The 20,229-nt window shown below is 40.4% G+C and carries 16 protein-coding genes and 2 rRNA genes; 13 read left to right on the forward strand and 5 right to left on the reverse strand.

Translation table 11 applies throughout. From position 1 onward, the window contains the following. Positions 1-3 precede the first annotated feature (3 nt). The 6 genes from rrf (KPY62_RS08840) (at position 4) to KPY62_RS08865 (ending at position 3,065) form a co-directional block, all read left to right on the forward strand. Positions 4-118, forward strand: a 5S ribosomal RNA gene (rrf, locus tag KPY62_RS08840). Between the two features lie 324 nt (positions 119-442). Next, positions 443-682, forward strand: coding sequence for a hypothetical protein (locus KPY62_RS08845; RefSeq protein WP_216581670.1), 240 nt, complete (start codon positions 443-445; stop codon positions 680-682). Between the two features lie 254 nt (positions 683-936). After that, positions 937-1,051, forward strand: a 5S ribosomal RNA gene (gene rrf / locus KPY62_RS08850). 219 nt (positions 1,052-1,270) lie between these two features. Next, a complete protein-coding gene (locus KPY62_RS08855) occupies positions 1,271-1,465 on the forward strand; it encodes a hypothetical protein (RefSeq protein ID WP_216581671.1) in 195 nt (64 codons plus the stop codon). Continuing rightward, a complete protein-coding gene (locus KPY62_RS08860; RefSeq protein WP_216581672.1) occupies positions 1,455-2,564 on the forward strand; it encodes an LPO_1073/Vpar_1526 family protein in 1,110 nt (369 codons plus the stop codon). The genes KPY62_RS08855 and KPY62_RS08860 overlap by 11 nt, the downstream gene beginning before the upstream one ends. Positions 2,565-2,702: 138 nt before the next feature. Then, positions 2,703-3,065: a hypothetical protein gene (locus KPY62_RS08865; protein ID WP_228730631.1), complete on the forward strand. Its 363-nt coding sequence runs from the start codon at positions 2,703-2,705 to the stop codon at positions 3,063-3,065. Between the two features lie 58 nt (positions 3,066-3,123). Here the strand turns inward: KPY62_RS08865 and KPY62_RS08870 are convergent, their stop codons facing one another. Beyond that, positions 3,124-3,375 carry a DUF1289 domain-containing protein gene (locus tag KPY62_RS08870; protein ID WP_216581673.1) on the reverse strand — a complete coding sequence of 84 codons (252 nt, stop codon included), beginning with the start codon at positions 3,373-3,375 and terminating at the stop codon, positions 3,124-3,126. A gap of 223 nt (positions 3,376-3,598) precedes the next feature. Between KPY62_RS08870 and KPY62_RS08875 the strand changes: the two genes are divergently transcribed. From KPY62_RS08875 to KPY62_RS08885, 3 genes are all read left to right on the forward strand, one after another. Beyond that, entirely contained in the window at positions 3,599-4,219 is a 621-nt protein-coding gene (locus KPY62_RS08875) for a YqiA/YcfP family alpha/beta fold hydrolase (protein ID WP_216581674.1), read from the forward strand. Between the two features lie 127 nt (positions 4,220-4,346). Next, positions 4,347-6,236, forward strand: coding sequence for a DNA topoisomerase IV subunit B (gene parE / locus KPY62_RS08880; protein WP_216581675.1), 1,890 nt, complete (start codon positions 4,347-4,349; stop codon positions 6,234-6,236). 155 nt (positions 6,237-6,391) lie between these two features. Beyond that, complete coding sequence (locus KPY62_RS08885; protein WP_216581676.1) at positions 6,392-7,072, forward strand: lysophospholipid acyltransferase family protein; 681 nt, start codon at positions 6,392-6,394, stop codon at positions 7,070-7,072. Positions 7,073-7,093: 21 nt separating this feature from the next. On the opposite strand, the gene KPY62_RS08890 is transcribed toward KPY62_RS08885, so the two are convergent. Together KPY62_RS08890 and KPY62_RS08895 are read right to left on the reverse strand one after the other, a co-directional pair. Next, a complete protein-coding gene (locus KPY62_RS08890) occupies positions 7,094-7,876 on the reverse strand; it encodes an SDR family NAD(P)-dependent oxidoreductase (protein ID WP_216581677.1) in 783 nt (260 codons plus the stop codon). A 329-nt stretch (positions 7,877-8,205) separates the two neighbouring features. Beyond that, positions 8,206-9,885 (reverse strand): mechanosensitive ion channel, encoded by a 1,680-nt coding sequence (locus KPY62_RS08895; RefSeq protein ID WP_216581678.1) that lies wholly within the window; start codon positions 9,883-9,885, stop codon positions 8,206-8,208. 681 nt (positions 9,886-10,566) lie between these two features. On the opposite strand from KPY62_RS08895, the gene KPY62_RS08900 reads away from it, so the two are divergent. Further along, positions 10,567-11,289: an FKBP-type peptidyl-prolyl cis-trans isomerase gene (locus tag KPY62_RS08900; RefSeq protein ID WP_216581679.1), complete on the forward strand. Its 723-nt coding sequence runs from the start codon at positions 10,567-10,569 to the stop codon at positions 11,287-11,289. Between the two features lie 139 nt (positions 11,290-11,428). Here the strand turns inward: KPY62_RS08900 and argA are convergent, their stop codons facing one another. Further along, positions 11,429-12,751 carry an amino-acid N-acetyltransferase gene (gene argA, locus KPY62_RS08905; protein WP_216581680.1) on the reverse strand — a complete coding sequence of 441 codons (1,323 nt, stop codon included), beginning with the start codon at positions 12,749-12,751 and terminating at the stop codon, positions 11,429-11,431. 382 nt (positions 12,752-13,133) lie between these two features. Between argA and KPY62_RS08910 the strand changes: the two genes are divergently transcribed. Next, on the forward strand, positions 13,134-13,718 hold the full coding sequence (locus KPY62_RS08910) for a hypothetical protein (protein WP_216581681.1): 585 nt from the start codon (positions 13,134-13,136) through the stop codon (positions 13,716-13,718). A gap of 276 nt (positions 13,719-13,994) precedes the next feature. Next, positions 13,995-15,782 (forward strand): choice-of-anchor I family protein, encoded by a 1,788-nt coding sequence (locus KPY62_RS08915; RefSeq protein WP_216581682.1) that lies wholly within the window; start codon positions 13,995-13,997, stop codon positions 15,780-15,782. Between the two features lie 248 nt (positions 15,783-16,030). Here KPY62_RS08915 and KPY62_RS08920 read toward each other — a convergent pair whose 3' ends face one another. Continuing rightward, positions 16,031-17,002 (reverse strand): patatin-like phospholipase family protein, encoded by a 972-nt coding sequence (locus KPY62_RS08920; protein WP_228730632.1) that lies wholly within the window; start codon positions 17,000-17,002, stop codon positions 16,031-16,033. Positions 17,003-17,299: 297 nt separating this feature from the next. On the opposite strand from KPY62_RS08920, the gene recG reads away from it, so the two are divergent. Beyond that, positions 17,300-19,654 carry an ATP-dependent DNA helicase RecG gene (gene recG, locus KPY62_RS08925; RefSeq protein ID WP_216581684.1) on the forward strand — a complete coding sequence of 785 codons (2,355 nt, stop codon included), beginning with the start codon at positions 17,300-17,302 and terminating at the stop codon, positions 19,652-19,654. Positions 19,655-20,229 lie beyond the last annotated feature (575 nt).

The raw sequence follows: 20,229 nt of genomic DNA on the forward strand, positions 1-20,229 counted from the left end.
TTTGCTGACGACAATAGCATGATGGCCCCACCTGATCCCTTCTCGAACTCAGAAGTGAAACATCATTGCGCCAATGGTAGTGTGGCTCCGGCCATGTGAGAGTAGGTCATCGTCAGCTCTCTATTCTAAAATTCCCTAATCAGTTATCTGGTTAGGGAATTTTTTTATCTTTACTTTAGTAGTGACCTACGCAGAAAACCCTATTTAAAGGGTTTTCTCTTGCGCTGCCTGAGAAGGAATAAGCGAAACAATGTTTCGCCCGGACGCCAGACAAGAATTGTGCTCGCAGTTTGGCATGTAATTTTTACGGTGCTCTTCTCGTTCCTCAGCTCCCTATTTAAAAAGCCCCCTAACTTGATTGTTGGGTGGCTTTTTTTTGTGCATGATTATGTTTATCCTATGCTATTATCGATTCAATTTAAACTCGTAAGAAGGAAATAAAATGAGCATTGAACAAAGATTTAGAAAAGAAGTTCAGAATCATTTAAGTAATCTGAGTTCCGATATCAAACCAGTACTAAAACAGCTCATGGAATATAATTATCCAAAAGAAGTTGTGAGTTTAGAATTCGAAGTTTTCGCTGATGGGTTCACACAAGGATTTCCAGTGATGACTTTTTTTATGGATGAAAGTAATTCTGAGCATTTTATTGATGTAGATGGTCAAGCTCAATATCCGTGACCTGTTTATCCTGAGTTATTGGATATAGAGTATGTTTATTCTTATGAGCTTGAGGAAGAATATAGAAACAAAGATGAGGATATTGATTTATACACTATTGCTACTGAAGAGCTTATTAAATGGTTTGCAGAATGCTGGAATGAAGTAGGCGGTAAATCGTTCAAGCTAAAAGCTAATATCGCACCTCATGACGATATTAATGAATATAATCTAATAGAAAATAGATGGCAAGAGAGATTCTAGTTTGCTATAAAATAGACGATAATAGCACGATGGTATCATTTGATCCCTTCCCGAACTCAGAAGTGAAACATCATTGCGCCAATGGTAGTGTGGCTCCGGCCATGTGAGAGTAGGTCATCGTCAGCTCTCTATTCCTCATTACCCCCTTACGCGAAAGCGTAAGGGGGTTTTGTTTGTTTGTTCATTATATACAGTCTTTCTACTTGTGACTGTTAGCCTTAGAGTTTTTAATTCTTTTTAGAACGTTCTAAAACGTTTTATTTACGTAGAATTGGAGTTTCAGACTATCATTTTCTCAAACTATATATAATAATCAATTATTGTGCATTTTTATGGAGTTTAATTGTGACCTGGATAATTGATAATAAAGAGTGGCTTTTTAGTGGAGCAGCTTTAGGAGTTATAGGGTTATTAATACGACTTTTTAAAAAAAGTAGTCCATCCTCAGTCAATGAGCAAGTTCAGAGAGGAGGTCACAACTCAACTAATATACAAGTTGGTGGAAGTTTAAATATAAGGGACAAGAAAGATGATGAGTAAGCAAACTCAAGAAGGAGGTGATAATTCTAGTAATTATCAAGCTAAAGAAATGACAGTCAATATATCAGGAATTGACGAAAAACGTGCGAGAGAAATTTTTGAAGAGAAGCATGTTCAGTTAAGAAAAGATTATTCTGAAGAAGCAATGAAAATTGCTCAAACTAGAATTGATGAGTTTGAAAATAGACTAATGCCCAAGTTGAAAAATGTAGAAGGAGCTTTAGAAGCATTTGCAGATCCTAGTTTCCAATTATTATTAGTTGAAGCGCAGAAAACGGCTGCTGCTACAGAAAGACCTGCTGATTATGACCTTCTTTCTGAATTATTAGTGCATAGGTTTCAGAAAGGTGAGAATAGGATAGTAAGAGCAGGAATAAGTCGTGCTGTAAAGATTGTGGATGAGATATCTGATGATGCCCTACTAGGTTTAACGGTTCTACATGCTACAGGTCAGTTCCTACCTGCAACAGGAGATATTCGTCAAGGATTGAATATACTAGATAGTCTATTTGGCAAAATATTTTATCTTGAGTTACCTACAGGTAGAGATTGGCTAGAACATTTAGAAATATTAAATACAGTTCGTTTAGATTCATTCAACACTTTGAAAAAAGTAGAGATCTTTTATTCTGAACAGTTAAGTGGTTATGTAGATTCAGGTATACGTAAAGATTCTGAAAATTTTAGAAAAGCAATAATCATTCTCAAAAATAATAATATGCCTCAAAGTTTTTTAGTAGATCATACTTTAAACTCCGATTTTGTAAGAATACCAGTTGTGTTTAGAGAGGTAATTGATAAACTTTTCTTACTTCAATTAGTTGAGCACGACGGCAAACTAATTCAAAAAAGAGTAGGCTTAACTATAGAACAAGTAAAGGCGGTCAATGATATTTACAATCTTTATGATGAAAATGAAGATACTAGAAATGAGAATATAAATGCATTTACGAAAATTTGGGATCAACATACGCATTTGAAAATGCTTAGAAAGTGGTGGAATGATCTAAATAATGCTTTTAAACTTACATCCGTAGGAAAGGTACTAGCTCACTCTAATGCACAAAGATGTGATAACAATCTTCCACCATTAGATTAATTTAGTTTAGCAGTATCGCTAATTTCTATAACAACGCTGTTACTAAGAATTAAATACTGTATTACTTACTTATAATTTACTGTATGAATAAAAATTTAAGAAGGACTATTACTAATATCTAGATCTGAAATAGAGAATATGAAAACTTGGCCAAGAAATTTGAGCACTGCTCAAGGTGGAGGACTTTCGACGTCACAATATGGAGGTATGTCTACATCTCAATATGGAGGTATGTCTACTTCTCAATACGGGGGACTGTCTACATCGCAGTATGGGGGTTTATCTACGTCACAATATGGCGGCTTGTCAACATCGCAATACGGTGATTTATCAACATCACAAGGTGGTGGTATGTCTACTTCTTCAAGCAATGTATATAAAAGCAATATTCCACCTTGGCCAGTTTTTATCAGGGAACTTGAATTAAGAGGCTATCAAGCTCAAGCAAAATTAATTCGTCAACGTTTACCAGAATACTTGTGGCCAGAAAACTTCTTTTAATTAACACGAAAAATATTAAACTAGAATTATTTATTATCTATTTCGTAATTCCAGTCTTTCAAAACAACTCCCCAACCTCAACCACCTCATCAAAATCAAATCCTAGTTGCTGATCTTTGAGTTGCTCAATACGCTGTTTGCGGCCTGCTATTAGCCTTAGCACGTCACGACGCTGTTCATTGGTCATACTGAGCCATAACTGACGCTCAGTACGACTGCGCAGACAGCCGAAGCAATAGCCCTTTTTATTGCTAGTGCAAACACTAACGCAGGGACTGGCAATATCAAACAATTCGATTTGTTGAGTCATGGCGATATCACGCTCATTGTGCGGTCTTTTAATACATAATACTGCACTTTCAGAAAAAATACACTTATGCAAAAATAGCTGGATTAATAGCTCTATTATGCCTCTACTGCTTATCAGTGTGCCATATTGCTATTATTACTCTAGACTGCTATATGCTATGATTTTTAGCATAGACTAAATTCTTATCATAAAACAAAAACAAATTTAACAAGTGAGCAAAGACATGAACCTTATCTATATTCATGGGCTAGACAGTGACGCCAATTCTACCAAGGGTCTGCTATTAGAGGAATATTGCCAACAGCACCATGCTGACATTAAGGTGCATCGCCCTGATCTCAATCAACCACCGAAAATAGTTTTTTATAAATTATTGCAGTTAGTGGCAGAGCTAGATACTGAGTCTGAAGTGGTGCTAGTCGGCAGCTCATTAGGCGGTTACTTCGCTACTTTGGTCAGTAATGAAACAGGCTGTCCTGCGCTGCTTATTAATCCAAGTACTTTACCGCATATTACCCTACAACGTTTTGAAGCCGATAAGAGTGCTGATACCTTTAAGACAGATAATGATGAAGACAAGGTTCTGCATACTACTGATGGCGGCTGGGCTGTTACTAAAGCAGATTTGCAGTGGTTCGCTCATCATCAGCTCCTATCGGTTGATAATCCGAGTCAAGTTACGGTGCTGCTAAAAAAAGGCGATGAATTGCTAGATGCTAATCTATCAGCAGCGTTTTATAAGCATCAAGGTGCGACGGTAATTATGCAAGCAGGTGGTGATCATCGCTTTAGTGATTTTAAAGAGCATTTACCGGAAGTTTTTGAAATACTAAAACAACTATAGTTAAATTGCTGGCTGACAGAGACGACATTATATGACGTACGCGGTTGACTATTCCCCTAAATAACGCCATTTTTGGTTATAATAGAGCTATAGAATTTATTGTTTATGACTATTCAAGGAAGTATTTGTGAGTCAATATACTGCGCAATCGTTAGAAGTTTTAGAAGGGCTTGAACCAGTACGTCGCCGTCCTGGTATGTATACCGATACTACTCGTCCCAATCATCTGGCACAAGAAGTCATCGATAACTCAGTTGATGAAGCATTAGCAGGTTATGCCAAAATCATTAAAGTGCATCTTTATGAGGATGGGTCATTATCAGTAGAAGATGATGGCCGTGGTATGCCAACCGATATTCATCCCGAATTTAAGCAAACGGGCATTGAGATTATTTTAACTCGTCTGCATGCTGGTGGTAAGTTTTCGACCTCCAATTATCAAGTTTCAGGTGGTCTGCACGGAGTAGGTATTTCAGTAGTTAATGCCTTATCAACACGCCTTGAAGTTACCGTTTGGCGTGATGCTATCCAGTATGATATGGCACTTGAGAATGGCGCACCTGTAACCGAATTGGTTGAGTCGGTTAGTCCGAATAAGCGTAAGCGCGGTACTAAAGTACGTTTTTGGGCTGATGGAAGTTTTTTTGATAGCCCTAAATTCAATATCAAGCAGCTCAAGCATAATTTAAAAGCAAAAGCAGTATTGGCCGCTGGTCTTACTATTGAGTTCGTTGATGATATTAATAACGAAAAGATCGTTTGGCAGTTTACTGATGGGGTCGTTGAGTATTTAGGTGAGCAGCTAGATGGCCTTGAGACTCTCCCAGAGGTGCCTTTTTATTATCATCATGAAGCTCAAGATGGTGCACGGGCAGGAATTACTTTTGCCTTGTCGTGGCTACCTGAAGGTGGCACACCAGTGCAAGAGAGTTATGTGAACCTTATTCCTACCGCGCAAGGGGGTACGCACGTAAATGGTCTACGTACTGGCATCTTAGAGGCGTTACGTGAGTTCTGTGATATTCATAACTTGCTACCTCGCAGTGTGAAGCTGACCGCAGAGGACGTATGGGATGGTATTAACTATATCTTATCGCTGAAATTCTCTGAGCCGCAATTTTCAGGACAGACTAAAGAGCGTCTTTCTAGTCGGGAAGCTGCTGGAGCCGTACAAACTTTAGCCAAAGATGCCTTTAGCTTATGGCTTAACAAACATGCTGATTTAGGCACACAAATCGCTGAACTGGCGATTAACAAAGCTGGCCGTCGTCTCAAATCCGCTAAAAAAGTCGCTCGTAAAAAGATTACTCAAGGCCCAGCCTTACCCGGTAAGTTGGCAGACTGTCGTGGTGATTTACGTGATGGGGCAGAGTTGTTTTTAGTGGAAGGGGATTCAGCTGGTGGTAGTGCCAAACAAGCACGAGATCGCCATTATCAGGCGATATTACCCTTACGCGGCAAGATTTTAAATACTTGGGAAGTGTCGTCCGATACGGTGCTATCGAGCCAAGAGATCCATGATATTGCCATTGCTATCGGTGTTGATCCAGCCTCTGATGATCTGTCTGAACTACGCTATGACAAAGTCTGTATCTTAGCCGATGCCGATTCGGATGGCTTGCATATTGCCACCCTGATTTGCGCCTTGTTTGTAAAGCATTTTCCAGCGCTAGTAGATGCTGGCCATCTATTTGTAGCAATGCCACCTTTGTATCGAGTCGATGTCGGTCGCGAGGTACACTATGCTTTGGATGAGCCAGAGCTTCAGCATATATTAGCCAAAGTTCCCGGCAATAAAAAAGCGCAAATCACTCGCTTTAAAGGTCTGGGAGAAATGAGCGCTGAACAGCTGCGTGAAACTACTATGAATCGTGATACTCGCCGCCTAGTGCAGTTAGATATGGACGATATGGTATTGACTAATAGTGTAATGGATATGTTACTAGCCAAAAAACGCTCAGCTGATCGTAAGTTATGGCTAGAAGATAAAGGCAACTTGGCCAATATATCCTTGTAAGCCACTGTTTCTATAGCATAAAATATTATATATTAACAGGTTTTCTGCTACTAATAATCTATAAGATTATTGTTGGACAAAAGCCTATAAAAGATGATTTAGTAAGCTTAAGTTGATGTTATGATGGCAGTATATTTTCATTATGCGGTGCCATTATGACATCCAAGTTTGCAACATATTCTAAGATCGGTCGCTCTAAAAAACTACCTAAATTAACTAGAAAAGACTTAGGGGATTTAGTTCCTAAGCGCAATGGCAGCATCGTGCCTCCTATATCCTCGTGGCTGATGAAAGTTGCCGGTTGGCGCACAGTCGGTGAAATACCTAATATTTCACAAGCAGTAGTACTAGCGCTACCTCATACCTCAAACATTGATGGCGTTTATGCGCTTCCCTGTCTCTTTGCATTAGATGTAAAAATCAGCATTATGGGTAAGCATACTTTGTTTAAAGTGCCAGTGCTGAAGCATTTACTACAATGGATGGGCATAATACCTATTAATCGTAGTGCCAAAGGCTCAGTGCTGCAAACCAGTATTGATAAATTCAAGAATGGTGAACCACTATTTTTAGGCTTATCGCCTGAAGGTACGCGTGACTATACCGAAAGCTGGAAAACGGGGTTTTATTATCTAGCACTAGGCGCTAATGTACCGATTTTGCCGGTGGCGCTTGATTACAATACTAAAGAAGTACGCTTTTTATCCCCAGTATATCCTACTGGCGATATCGAAGCTGACTTGCCAAAGATCTATCAGCAATATCGTGGTGTGCTGCCTAGACATCCTGAGCGTCTATCGCAGCCGCTACAGGACATCAATAACACTATTGAATAATTAGTTAGAACTAATGATAAGTTAAAACTGCGGCTGACCATTTGAAGCGCTAACTCCGCCATCAACAGGTAGATTGACTCCAGTGATCATTGCGGCATCGTCACTGGCCAAAAAGGTAATAGCTGCAGCGATATCTTCAGGACTAGCAAGGCGGCCAAGGGGACAACGGGCTAAAAATTTATCAATCTTAATGTCATTATCTTGAATGGCGCTAGTCATGTTGGTTTTAGTTACGCTCGGGTTGACGGCATTCACTCTCACTCCATCAACGCCATGATCTAGCGCTAAAGTTCGGGTTAGATTACTGACACCAGCTTTTGCAGCATTGTAAGCAGCCATATTCCAGTCACCACCGACTCCAGAGAGCGAAGAGACATTAACAATATTACCTTTGGAGGCGATTAACTGAGGCATAGCGGCTTTGCAAACATAGAAAGTACCGTTTAGATTGACATCTATGGTCGATTTCCACTGTTCAGCAGACAGCTCTGTTATTTTACCTTGAGTTGCTTTGCCAGCATTATTCACTAGCACATCAATCCTGCCGAATTTTTCTACTACTAGTGCTATCATTTTTTGCACTTGGTCTTCTGTACTAATATCGCAAACAACCGTTAAATAATTATCAACGTGAATCCAAGTACGATCCTTGGGAAACTCTTTAGCAGTATCTTCCAAGGTCTTAAGGGTACGACCCACTAAGACTACGTTGGCGCCTTCGTTGGCAAAGCGCAGTGCGGTTGCACGGCCTATTCCTGAGCCGGCACCAGTAACGATAACCGTTTTTTCTTTAAAGCGTTTCATGATCTCTAATCCTTGTGGTCATAAAGCAGGGTTTTATTGATGCATTTAACTATTGGTCAAAATGCTATATTTTTACTTCTTGGTATACCGTGTTTCATCATAGCAAGTCATGATTATGAAAGCGACAGCTTGTCAGGCAAACATTTATTGCCTTTAGCCTGATTCACTATGAGATTATATTGTTAACAGTTCTAGCGATCATAAGTGATAACTATAGGGTTAGTAGCTGCTAATATCTCGACTAATAGCGTAAGGGCTTGATAAACACCCACAAAAAAAGACAGCCTAAGCTGTCTTTTTTATATCGATAAATAAACGTCTATAAAAGCTTATAGGTTAGTATCATCATCAACTAAACCGGTACCAGGTAATAAGCTATTTTTAGCATTATTACTAATGTCGGTAGTATTAGTATGAAGAGTACTAGTATCTACGATATCTGTGCGCAAATCGTTAGTAGAAGTTGTTGCTGCTGAAGGTGTATTATCACGAACAGACTCTACAACTTTTTCTTGGGTAGATTTACTAGGAGTAAGTGCTGATTTTACTTTAGCTTCTTTACGTTCATCATCCATCTTATCTTGCATTTTACGCAGGAAACGACCGGCAGCTTCTTGACCACCAAGACCGAATGATAGAGCAAAAGCTACTGCTACTGCGCCTAAAGTTAGACCGAATGCTAAGTTAACGATAGAGTCAGCGATACCCATAGCTTTTAGACCCATAGCTAATACTAGGCCCATAATTAATACACGGACGATATTGGCTAGGAATTGTGAGCCTTTTTCAGAACGTTCAACCACACCAGCAATGATATTAGCAAGCCAGAAACCGATGAATAGGATAACCGCGCCTAATATGATGTTGGCACCGAAAGCGATAAACATAGTAATAATAGCTGAGATAGGTTCGAAACCTAACAAATCAGCTGCGGCGATAGCAGCAAATAACATAGCGAAGAAGATAATCGCATAGCCAACTAGATCAGAGATCTTTTTGTCGCCCATGGTTTCTTGCAAACCTACTTTCGCAGGCAGTTGATTGATCTGAGTGTTCTCTAATAAACCTTTGATAATGTTAGCGACCATACGTATTACATAATAAGTCACCACTAAGATAGCAGTTGCCATAAAGATATTAGGCAGAGCTTCCATGATCTTATTAAGCATATTGGTTGCAGGACGAGCGATTACTTCGATTTTCAAAGCATTTAAGGCTGCGATGATAGTCGGAATAATGACTACTAAGAACGCTAAAGAACCAGCGATATTAGGTAAGCTGTTTTGCTGACTTAAACCTGCTTTTGAAGCAAGCTCTTGTACATTAAAGGTAGAAACAAGATTGGTTACAATACCACGTACAACCTTGGCGATGATATAACCCACCACAAAGACCACACCAGCAATAAGAATATTGGGGATAAAGTCAAAAATCTTGCCAACCATGTTCGTTAATGGAGCAAACAAACCATCAAGCTCTAATTGACCTAAAACCATAGTTAGTACTATTAATAAAATAAACCAGTAAACTATATCAGCGATAGTGCTGCTCATAGGCTTAACACCAGCATGACTGCTTAGGCGCTCATCCATAGTAGTCTTAGCTAACGCTGCGGTAATAGCAGTACGTACTACAGTGGCGACAACCCAACCAATAATACCAACAGCAATAGCAGCAATAAGATTAGGAATAAATGACAATACTTGACCTACCATATTGGCAAAGGGTGCTGAAATAGAATTTAGGTTCAGTTGATCAAGTGCCATTGAAATAGCGATAATAAAAATAAACCAAAATACGATTTTAGAAATAATACCTTCTAAGTCATAAGATTTACCTGTTGAGGTGTTCATACGCTGATTAATATTAACTTTCGCTAATACATTACGTACTAGAGCAGCTATACCAAGGGCAACCAGCCAACCAATGATAAAAATCAAAATAGCACCGATGATAGAGCCGATTGGCCCGCCAAGATAACCATTAAACGATGTAAGCATTGGATTCATCCTTTGTTCCTCTAATTATCATATGTTAACAGTGAGGAGTTTAGCTCTTAAAAATTGTTAACATATAAATAGTATTTTTAATTCAAATTATTCTTGCACTGATTTCATTGCTGAGCAGTAAAATAGTATTGTTGTAAGTAGATAATAATAGGTCTCAAAATAGACAATAGTCATTAACTATTCAAGTACTGATATATCTATAGTATATACAATAACAGCAGCTATATATTTATAGTAAAGTCTACCAATCTAAATGATTGATAAAATACCTTTGTTTTCCGTAGCTATACTTTTGATAGAAGTGCTTTAAGAATGGGCGACTAGTATATTAACTCGTACTGTAAGTGTTAATAAATAACCTGATAGAAGGTGGATATAAAGTTTACTCGGTAAGAATTTACATAAGATTGGTTATATTTTAGCGATTAAGATACTAAGTCACAGATTATGATTCATTATTTAGCTAAATTCAGCTTAGCCGATATAACGGTATAGTTAAAGATAGAATGCTTAACATCGCACTATAGTTGTGTGATAACTTGTTATCTTAGTCATCATAATTAACAAGAACTATACACTGTATCGATAATTTCATCTTATTCATAGCTCACAAAACTAAGATTTGTTATGATGTCATTCAGGTAAAAACTAATTAATGTTCTGATCATTCGAGAGTAATATATGAAAAAAATCACCACTTTGACTTTTAGTGTGCTGGCCAGTGCTATGCTATTAACTGGTTGTAATACTAATAGCAAAGAAACTGCTGCCGCTAGCATATCAGTAACTGAGCAAAGTACAGCTGAACAAAAAGTAGGCTATAGCTTGGGTTATATGATGGCTGAAGGCAACAAAGAGTCTATTGCTGATTTAGACATCGATACCTTCGAAAAAGGCTTCCGTGATGGTTACAAAGGCAGTAAGTCAGCGTTAACTAAAGAACAAATGGAAAAAGTATTGACGGACTATCAAAAAGTACAAGAGGAGAAGTTTGTGAAAGATATGGCAACTAAAACTGCAGAGAATAAAACTAAGGGCGCAGCATTTTTAGCTGAAAATGCTAAAAAAGAAGGGGTTAAAGTAACTGCTTCAGGCCTACAATATAAAGTGTTGACTCCTGGTACTGGCAAATCACCAAAAGCTACTGACGTAGTCGAAGTAAACTACGAAGGTAAATTGATTGATGGCACAGTGTTCGATAGCTCGTATGAGCGTGGCGAACCAGTTGAATTCCCATTGAACCAAGTTATTGCTGGCTGGACTGAAGGCGTTCAGTTAATGAAAGAGGGTGCAAAGTATGAGTTCTATATCCCTTCTGATATTGCTTATGGCGAGGCTGGCAATCAAGGCATCGACCCTAACAGCACGTTAGTATTTGTCGTTGAACTACTAAAAGTAAAATAATTAAAAATAGAATAACTGAAAATAGAATAACTGAAAATAACACTGTATTTTAATAAGTTATTTTAGTCAATAAAAAAGCCCTCATACTATAAATATGAGGGCTTTTTTGTTGGCTAATAGCGGAGATTAAAGCTAATCTCTATAGCTTTTTCTGGAATACTTTAGAGTTACGTCCATTATGGTATTGCTGCTGTCGGGATTCAGGTAAAGCACTAGCGTCAACTTCTACAAAGCCTTGCTCTACAAACCAATGCGCAGTACGAGTAGTCAATACAAACAGCTTGAGTAGTCCATGACTGCGAGCTTGTTGCTCTAAAAATGCCAGTAGATCAGTACCGCGACTGCCTTTACGATAATCAGGATGGACGGCGACACAAGCCACTTCTGCTGAATCGTCATCTAATGGATGCAATGCGGCGCAGCCTAAAATCATACCATCACGTTCAATCACACTATACAGATCAATCTCTTGCTCTAAGCGCTCGCGTGAACGGGCTACCAGAATACCTTGATCTTCTAAAGGAGCTAGTAATTCTGTCAGCCCAACGACGTCATCGATATTGGCATGGCGAATTTCTTCATAAGGGTCGTGGCTAATTAGAGTGCCAGAACCATCACGAGTGAATAATTCTTCCAGCAGGGCACCGTCTTTGGCATATGAGATGATATGGGTGCGATGCACTCCCTGACGGCAGGCACTACTAGCACAATGTAAGAAATAATTAATTTCATTATTAATATCACGCTCACGCAAAAAGCGATCAACTTCATTAGGAATCATCTCATGAAGTGGGCGACCATCGTCATTAATGTCAGCCTCTTCGCCTAAGAAAATAAGCTTATCTGCCCCTAGTGCTACTGCGGCGCTAAGGGCGACGTCTTCTGCCAAGAGATTGAAAACTTCACCCGTAGCTGAAAAACCCATTGAGCCTAGAATAACAATATGATTATGCAGCAGATTGTTTTTTATCGCATCAATATCTATCGAGCGAACTTCCCCAGTCATCTGATAGTCAACACCGTCACGAATACCGTATGGGCGTGCTGTGACAAAATTGCCTGAGACAGCATCGATACGCGAGCCATACATAGGAGAGTTGGCCAAGCCCATTGATAGCTGCGCCTCAATTTGCAGACGAATAGCACCAACCGCTTGTAGAATAGGCGGCATCGCTGTACGTGGTGTGACTCGAATGTCTTTATGCAGTGGCGAAACAATACCAGCTTCTTGGAGACTATTCTCAATTTGTGGTCGCGCACCATGCACTAGTACCAGCTTAATACCTAAGCTATGCAATAACGCAAAATCATGGATAAGCGTACTAAAATTTGCATGTTTAACCGCCTCACCACCAAACATAATCACGAAAGTCTTGCCGCGATGAGTATTGATGTAGGGAGCAGAATTACGGAACCAATGGACGTATTCAGGGTTTATCTTTGGCATGGCGCTAGTAGTCATAGTAGGAACACGAAGTATTAGAAAGAAAAAGGAAGGTTGAGTAAAGTCTTTACTGACTCTAAAGATTTACCATAGCAAAAAATAGGGTTGTGAGCTATCTTTTTATTTTAGAGTGCTAAGTCCGATTTTATACACAACCTAAACACGGGGTTAATATACCTATAAATACTTTTTGCTATGCTAATAGCTATTATATTCTCTATATCTTAAAAACAATATAAAGTATAAGATTATGATAAAGATGCAGCCCTTTAGTGACTGATCGATAATAATCGATATTCAGTGACTAATTTAAGCAGCCAAAAAGTCGCCTTTGAATTTGTAAGCCTCTATTTTTATTAGTGTGGTTTTACCGACACCTTAATTAGGAACCCTAGATATCATGAAAAAAACCAACTCTTTTGCCAACCCTTTTGCCGCTTGGAGCGGTCATCGCCTATTTCATGTCGTTGCCGGTACGTTAGTTGGCGCAATGGTAGTTACGCAGGCGTCAGCCATGCTCCCAACGCCAGAAGCTACTACTAATAGCCCTGTTGCTATGCAAGTATCAAACAATAGTACTAGTTCAAATGCTCAGGCGATCACCAGCAGAATCACCGCTTCGCTTATTAGTGTTGACGCTAACGGTCAAGAGCTGTTGGTTCCGGTAAATGAAAATACGCGTTTGCAGTCTGGCAATATCTTAGAGTATCAAGGGTTTTTTACTAATACCAATGCCGATCGCGTACGCAAGATGACTGTTAGTATGAGTATTCCGCAACAAGTTGAGTTGTTGGGTGCTGTTACACCAGACTTTGCCTTTGCTAGTGTTGATGGTAATGCTTTTGCACGTATGCCACTACGAGGACAAGTTAATGGTCAGACTCAAGAGATACCATTACAATACTATCAGGCGCTACGCTGGAATCTAGAAGGGGTTGGCTTAAATGATACGGTGATGGTTAAATATCGTGCCCGAGTGAAATAAGCTACTTTAAACTTAAACCTAAATCTAAAGTACGAGTCGATAGCCATTTTATCGATTTAGTACCTAAAAGCACTATCATTGCTTATGGTAGTGCTTTTTTTTGGCATATTTTTAGCTATTCCCTTTTTAGCACTGAATTGAATAGTCAGTTAGGTGTCATCGTCCTTTCATATTCAGCAAGTACTATTATTAGTAGTCATATAACGAACTGTAGACAAGCGCAGTCAGCAGCAGCTCACTATTACGGCCAACTATTCATCAATAAGGACATTGCCAATGCTTGATGCCAACCATGCCTCGATACTAGCTAATAAAGATCAGCTTATCACTAAGCAGATAACAGTCGCACCAGCAGACCAAAAATTAAGGCGTAAACTAGCTCGCACCGCTATAAGCTTAGTGATGCCAGCCTTTTTTATAACTGGGTTAGCAGCTTGCAATGAGGATAACAATGGTATTAACGGTATGGGTGGTGGTATAGGCACTGGTGATGTTTCTGTAGGCAGCGTTTACTCTAAAGTGAATTTTGTACCTGCTGGTAGTTATGTCCATGGCAGCTTTGATGAGTCTGCTGCTGAAATTATCGCTTTTCATCCTGCTAGCCGACGCTCTTTTGTGGTAAATGCTCAAAATAAAAAGGTTGATGTAATTAGTTTAACTGACATTAATAGTCCAACGTTTATAAGCTCGTTTGATGTATCAGATATTGGCAGTACAGTGAATAGTGTGGCGGTGCATGGTGACGTTGTGGCGCTTGCGGTACAAGCCAATATTAAGACGGATAAAGGTCATGTGGTACTGTATAACGCTAGTACTTTAGAGCGTATCAGTAGTATTGAGGTAGGCGCTCTACCGGATATGGTGACCTTTACCCCTGATGGCAACACGCTATTAGTGGCCAACGAAGGGGAGCCCGATGATGACTATATCATTGATGCTGAAGGTTCAGTAAGTGTGGTTAATATTATCGATATCAATCGTCCTATCGTCAAGACCGTTAGCTTTGATAGTTATAATTCGCAGAAGCAGAGCTTAATCGATTCTGGTGTGCGGATCTTTGGTCAAAAAGCAGATGGCTCGATGAGTTCTGTAGCTGAAGATTTAGAGCCGGAGTATATTGCAGTGTCGCAAGATGGCAAGACTGCTTATGTGAGCTTACAAGAGAATAATGCGATTGCCTTTATTGATATTAGTAGCGCTACGGTAACGGCTATTAGGGCGTTAGGGGCTAAAGATCATACCCAAGTCAGTAACGAGCTAGACGTTAGTGATAAAGATGGCGCTATTAATATTACTACTTGGCCTATTATGGGCATGTATATGCCAGACGCCATAGCTACGTACTCTATCGGTAAAAAAACTTATTTAGTGACTGCTAATGAGGGTGATGCACGCGAGTGGGGTAACTTTAACGAAGAGATGCGTTACCCAAAAGGGCAAGTTAACAGTGGAAAGTATGATGCTTCTGCGTGTCATGGACTGGACTGCGGAGATAAGAAAGCGCTAGGTAGGTTGGCCTTCTCATCAGTTATGGGCCGTGCTAATGATGGTCTTTATAATACCTTATATAGTTTTGGCGCACGCTCTTTTAGTATTTGGGACACTGAAAATATGAGCATGCCTATCTATGATAGTGGCAGTCTCATGGAAAAATACATTGCTGCAAAATATCCGAATAACTTTAATGCCAGTAATGATAACAATGGCTTCGATAATCGTAGTGATAATAAAGGAGTAGAGCCTGAAGGCGTCACTATAGGTCAAGTTGGCTCGCAAACTATTGCTTTTGTAGGGCTTGAGCGTATCTCTAGTATAATGGCGTTTGATGTGACTGATCCCATACACGTCAAACTACTCGGTGAAATAAATACCCGTAGCTTTGATGACGCCAAATTATCGGCTGCCCATGCAGGTACGGCACTGGCTAATGCTGATGGAGATTTAGGCCCTGAAGGTTTGACCTTTGTCTCTAGTAAAAATTCGCCGTCTGGCAAACCGCTGTTATTGGTTGGCTTTGAGGTCAGTGGTAGCTCAAGAGTATTTGAATTAGATTTTCTAAAGTAACAGTAATAGCGCACTCATATCACTATGATTAAGGCTGGTTCAACTTGATATAAAAGCAGGTTAAGGCATCACTGTTGGTCATTGAATTTTAATCGACTCCCCATAAGCTAACTATTGCTTATGGGTTTTTTTATCGCTTAAGATCATCCATAACTGCTAGAGCGTTAATAAATAGTAGTTTACTCACTGACGCAGCCTACTAAGGCGTGTTGAACCTTCACAAGCAGACAATGCTGATAGCAACTGACTTAAAGCGTGGCGTACTTGCTATTCGACTTCTCTGCGATCAGTTGCTTGATAACCTTAATTTGTGAGGTAGTAGCCGTTCGACCCGCCTCGATCAAGGCACGACGTTGGCTGCTATCTAAAGAGCTAATATGACCGACATCAGGAATAATCATCACATCTGCCCGCTGCAGCTCGCCCACCTTTGAGCGACTGTTTTTACTAGCACTAGCATTGGCTGTAGACGCTAAATTATTCTCAAGCAGGCCCCAAAAGCTGGTTAGCGATGTAAGTGTAGATAGCTTATTAGTATTGTTGCTCGAAGCAGGTGCTGTAACATCAACGGCGATGACGATTTCTGCTCCCAATTCAATAGCACTATCGACTGGCACAATACTGATCACCCCACCATCAATATATTTTTTGCCAATAGTCTCAGGAATACGCGGGGCAATAAAAATATTAGGTACGCTACAAGACGCTTGTACAGCTAGTCCAGCATTACCAGTAGTAAACACCGCCTTTTTTAAACTGTCTTTTTCTGCTGCTACAGCGGCAAAGGCAATAGGGAAATCCTCTATCGACTGCCCAGCTACTTTGGCGTTGATAAAGTTTTTGAGCTTGATACCTTGAATAAAGCCTTGATTGGATAGGGTGAAATCTATCAAGGCACTATCTGGAGTAGTCACGGCTAATTGCTCAAGATCATCAGCCGTCATGCCACTGGCGTAGAGACTACCAATTAAACTGCCCATACTAGTACCCACTATTAGCGTTGGGGTAATCCCATTCTCTTGCAATGCCTGAATGACCCCTACATGAGCGAAGCCTTTGGCACCGCCACCACCTAATACTAGAGCGACACTAGGCGCTTTTACAACTGATTGAGTGGGGGAAACGGTGGGTGTCAGGCTGCTACAAGCGCCAGTAAATAGCGTCAAGGTTGCAACAAGACTTAGACGGATAGAGAGCTTAGTAGTTAATAATACAGGCATAAAAAACCTTAACATAAAATTATTCTAATAAAAATGTTAGTATCTTAAGTGGTTAACAAACCAAAAAAACACTACTGTTTAATGCTTAGCATAATTCATTATATTATCAGCTATAATGCTAAGAGTAAGCTTTTTGCTAGCGGATTGATTATTATAATTTAATAGTATTAACTTCGCTGTCATAAGCTATGCCACCCTAAGCCAAAAGTATTAGGCAGAATAAATACCTTAAGCCACAGCCTAATGGTTTACGCTTAGACTGTCCTTAATAACAGAGTCATATTGTTAGGATCTTTAATGCCCACACCTGCAACACAGTCAATCATCCGTCCTATAAATAACCAGCCTGCTTCAGCATTGGATATGTCGATATCTGCGCTGGGGGGTGTTGGACCCAAAGTCGCTGAGCAATTGGCACAATTGGGTATCGTGCGCATATTTGATCTACTTTTGCATTTGCCACGTGGCTACGAGGATCGCAGTCGTCTATTATCGATAGCTGATGTAGGGCATGGGCAAGCTGCGCTGATTACTGGTCGTGTGGTGCACGTCGATAATAAGCGTAGCGGTATGACGGTGATAATAGATGATGGTACCGGCACAGTAGGTTTAAGGTTTTTTAAGGTCTATCGTGGTCTAGAGCAAACCATGAGCTTAGGTACTGAGCTGCAATTATTTGGGGAAGTTAAAGTCACCCGCTATGGCAAGCAGATCCATCACCCTGAATACCAAGTGATTACGGGCAATACGGCAATGATCGATATTGGTTTGCAGCCTATCTATCCAACGGTAAAGGGACTGCATCAAAATAAGCTGCGTACGCTGATTAAACTGGCGCTGCAAACGGTGCGTAGTGAGGGTCTACCCATGACCTTATTAACTAGAGATGATTTTGCTACGGTTGCCGATTTGCCCTTAGCGCCTTTTCTAGCCCCGCAGACGGTACTAACCGAAGAGGTCGATGTAGAAGATGTATTTGCCACTCTGGCGCATAAAGTACCTGATAGCAGTGTTCAAAAAAACAATCCTGCTGTTTATGACCATACACTTGGTGATGGTCACACTAAAGTTAACCCTCAGTCCGATAAGCTAGCAGCAAGCAACCTCAATAATAACGTCTATAATTTAACTATATTTGAAGCTCTAGTATTACTACATACGCCGCCTACTTATACCGATGCCACTCAGCAGTATAATCTGTTGACCCAACTGAGTGCACGTACCCACGCCGCCTGCCAGCGTTTGATCATTGAAGAGCTGACTGCTCATCAGCTGAGTTTATTATATCGGCGTCAACAGCTGCATCAGTTCAAAGCGCCAAAATGTGCCAGCCAAAGCCCATTAACCGACAAGTTATTTGCCGCTTTACCCTTTGAGTTAACTGGTGCCCAGCAGCGAGTTATGAAAGATATCACAGCTGATATGGCCACTTCTATTCCGATGCTAAGGTTGATACAAGGCGATGTGGGTTCTGGTAAGACTTTAGTAGCAGCTGGAGCGGCAGGTTATGCATTAGATAGTGGCTGGCAAGTGGCGGTTATGGCACCGACTGAAATTTTAGCTGAACAGCATTTATCAAATTTTAAACAGTGGTTTGAGCCGTTAGGTATTGGGGTTGGCTGGCTAGCTGGCAAGCAAACGGTAAAGCAGCGCCGCGAAGCTCTAGCAACCGTTGCAGATAATACGGTACAGATAGTAGTCGGTACTCATGCGCTGTTTCAAGAAGCTGTGCAGTTTGCCAAACTAGGCTTAGTTATTATTGATGAGCAACATCGCTTTGGGGTTGAGCAGCGCATGGCGCTGACTAACAAAGGGGTGGCTGGTAGTACGCCGCATCAGCTTATTATGACGGCTACTCCAATACCACGTACGCTGGCGATGAGTGTCTACGGTGATATGGATACCTCTATTATTGACGAGCTACCGCCGGGGCGCACACCGATCACCACGGTGACTATTGACCGTAATCGCCGTGACGAGGTCATTGAGCGTATCGCTATCAATTGCGCAGCTGGGCGACAAGCTTATTGGGTATGCTCGCTAGTAGAAGAGTCTAGTGTGCTTGATGCCCAAGCTGCTGAGGCTACTTATGAAGACTTAAATGAGCGCTTAGATATTCGTATTGGGCTAGTACATGGCAAGATGAAGTCGGTCGACAAGCAACAAATCATGCAGCAGTTTAAGGCTGGCGAGTTGGATTTACTGATTGCTACTACAGTCATCGAAGTCGGCGTTGATGTACCAAATGCCTCATTAATGGTCATCGAAAATGCTGAGCGTTTGGGTCTATCACAACTGCATCAGTTACGTGGACGAGTAGGCCGTGGCTCAACTAAGAGCTACTGTGTGCTACTTTACCAAAAGCCTTTATCGGATATTGGTACTGAGCGCCTAAATGTATTGCGTGATAGCACTGATGGTTTTGTCATTGCGCAAAAAGATTTAGAGCTGCGGGGACCTGGCGAATTGCTGGGTAAACGGCAAACGGGTAATATTGGTTATTACTTAGCGGATCTAATTCGTGATGAGCAGTTATTTGCGATTGCGCAAAGGCTAGCTAAGCATCTGATTCAAGACACTGAACGCAAAGCTGATGTCAGTCAACTTATTCATCGCTGGATGCCAGAGGCCAGCCGTTATACTAATGCTTGATGCTGATGTTTGACATTCATTGTTGATATTTATCTTGTTCATTAACTACTGTGTAGCCTTATTGCACCTTGGTTAAAGTCATTGCAAGCTATAGTCTAATATTTCATTGAGGCCTGCATCTCTTATTGGTAGTCAATAAAAGTTGACTATCGGTGTTGGGATTAAAGATGCCGTTGGGTTGGCTTTTATAAGCTATCGCTAATCTCGCAGAAAAATCGTTGCCATTACTAAAGCTATCAATGCTATCGATGCTATCAACGCCATCAAGGCTACTATGACTAATTAAGTCGCTAGCTTTATCGAAGTAGATACTTCTGTATTATCAAATACTGTTGCTACTGCCCGCTCTTCTAAAAAATTCTAGATAAATATATCATTTAAAATCCTGTTCTAAAGGCCTAGTCTCAATGACCACTCCTATGTCATTTCCCATCCTAACTCTAAATATTTTTAACAAGTTAATTTGTCCATTAGGTTATCAATACTAGCTTTTCGCACCTATTTTATACCTGCTTTGCTTAATGATATCGCTGGGCAATAGCAGGATAGTGACTCTATAAGTTCTAGCTAATTTA

The sequence above is a fragment of the Psychrobacter sp. TAE2020 genome (assembly GCF_018919485.1).
In the GTDB taxonomy this organism is placed as follows: Bacteria; Pseudomonadota; Gammaproteobacteria; order Pseudomonadales; family Moraxellaceae; genus Psychrobacter.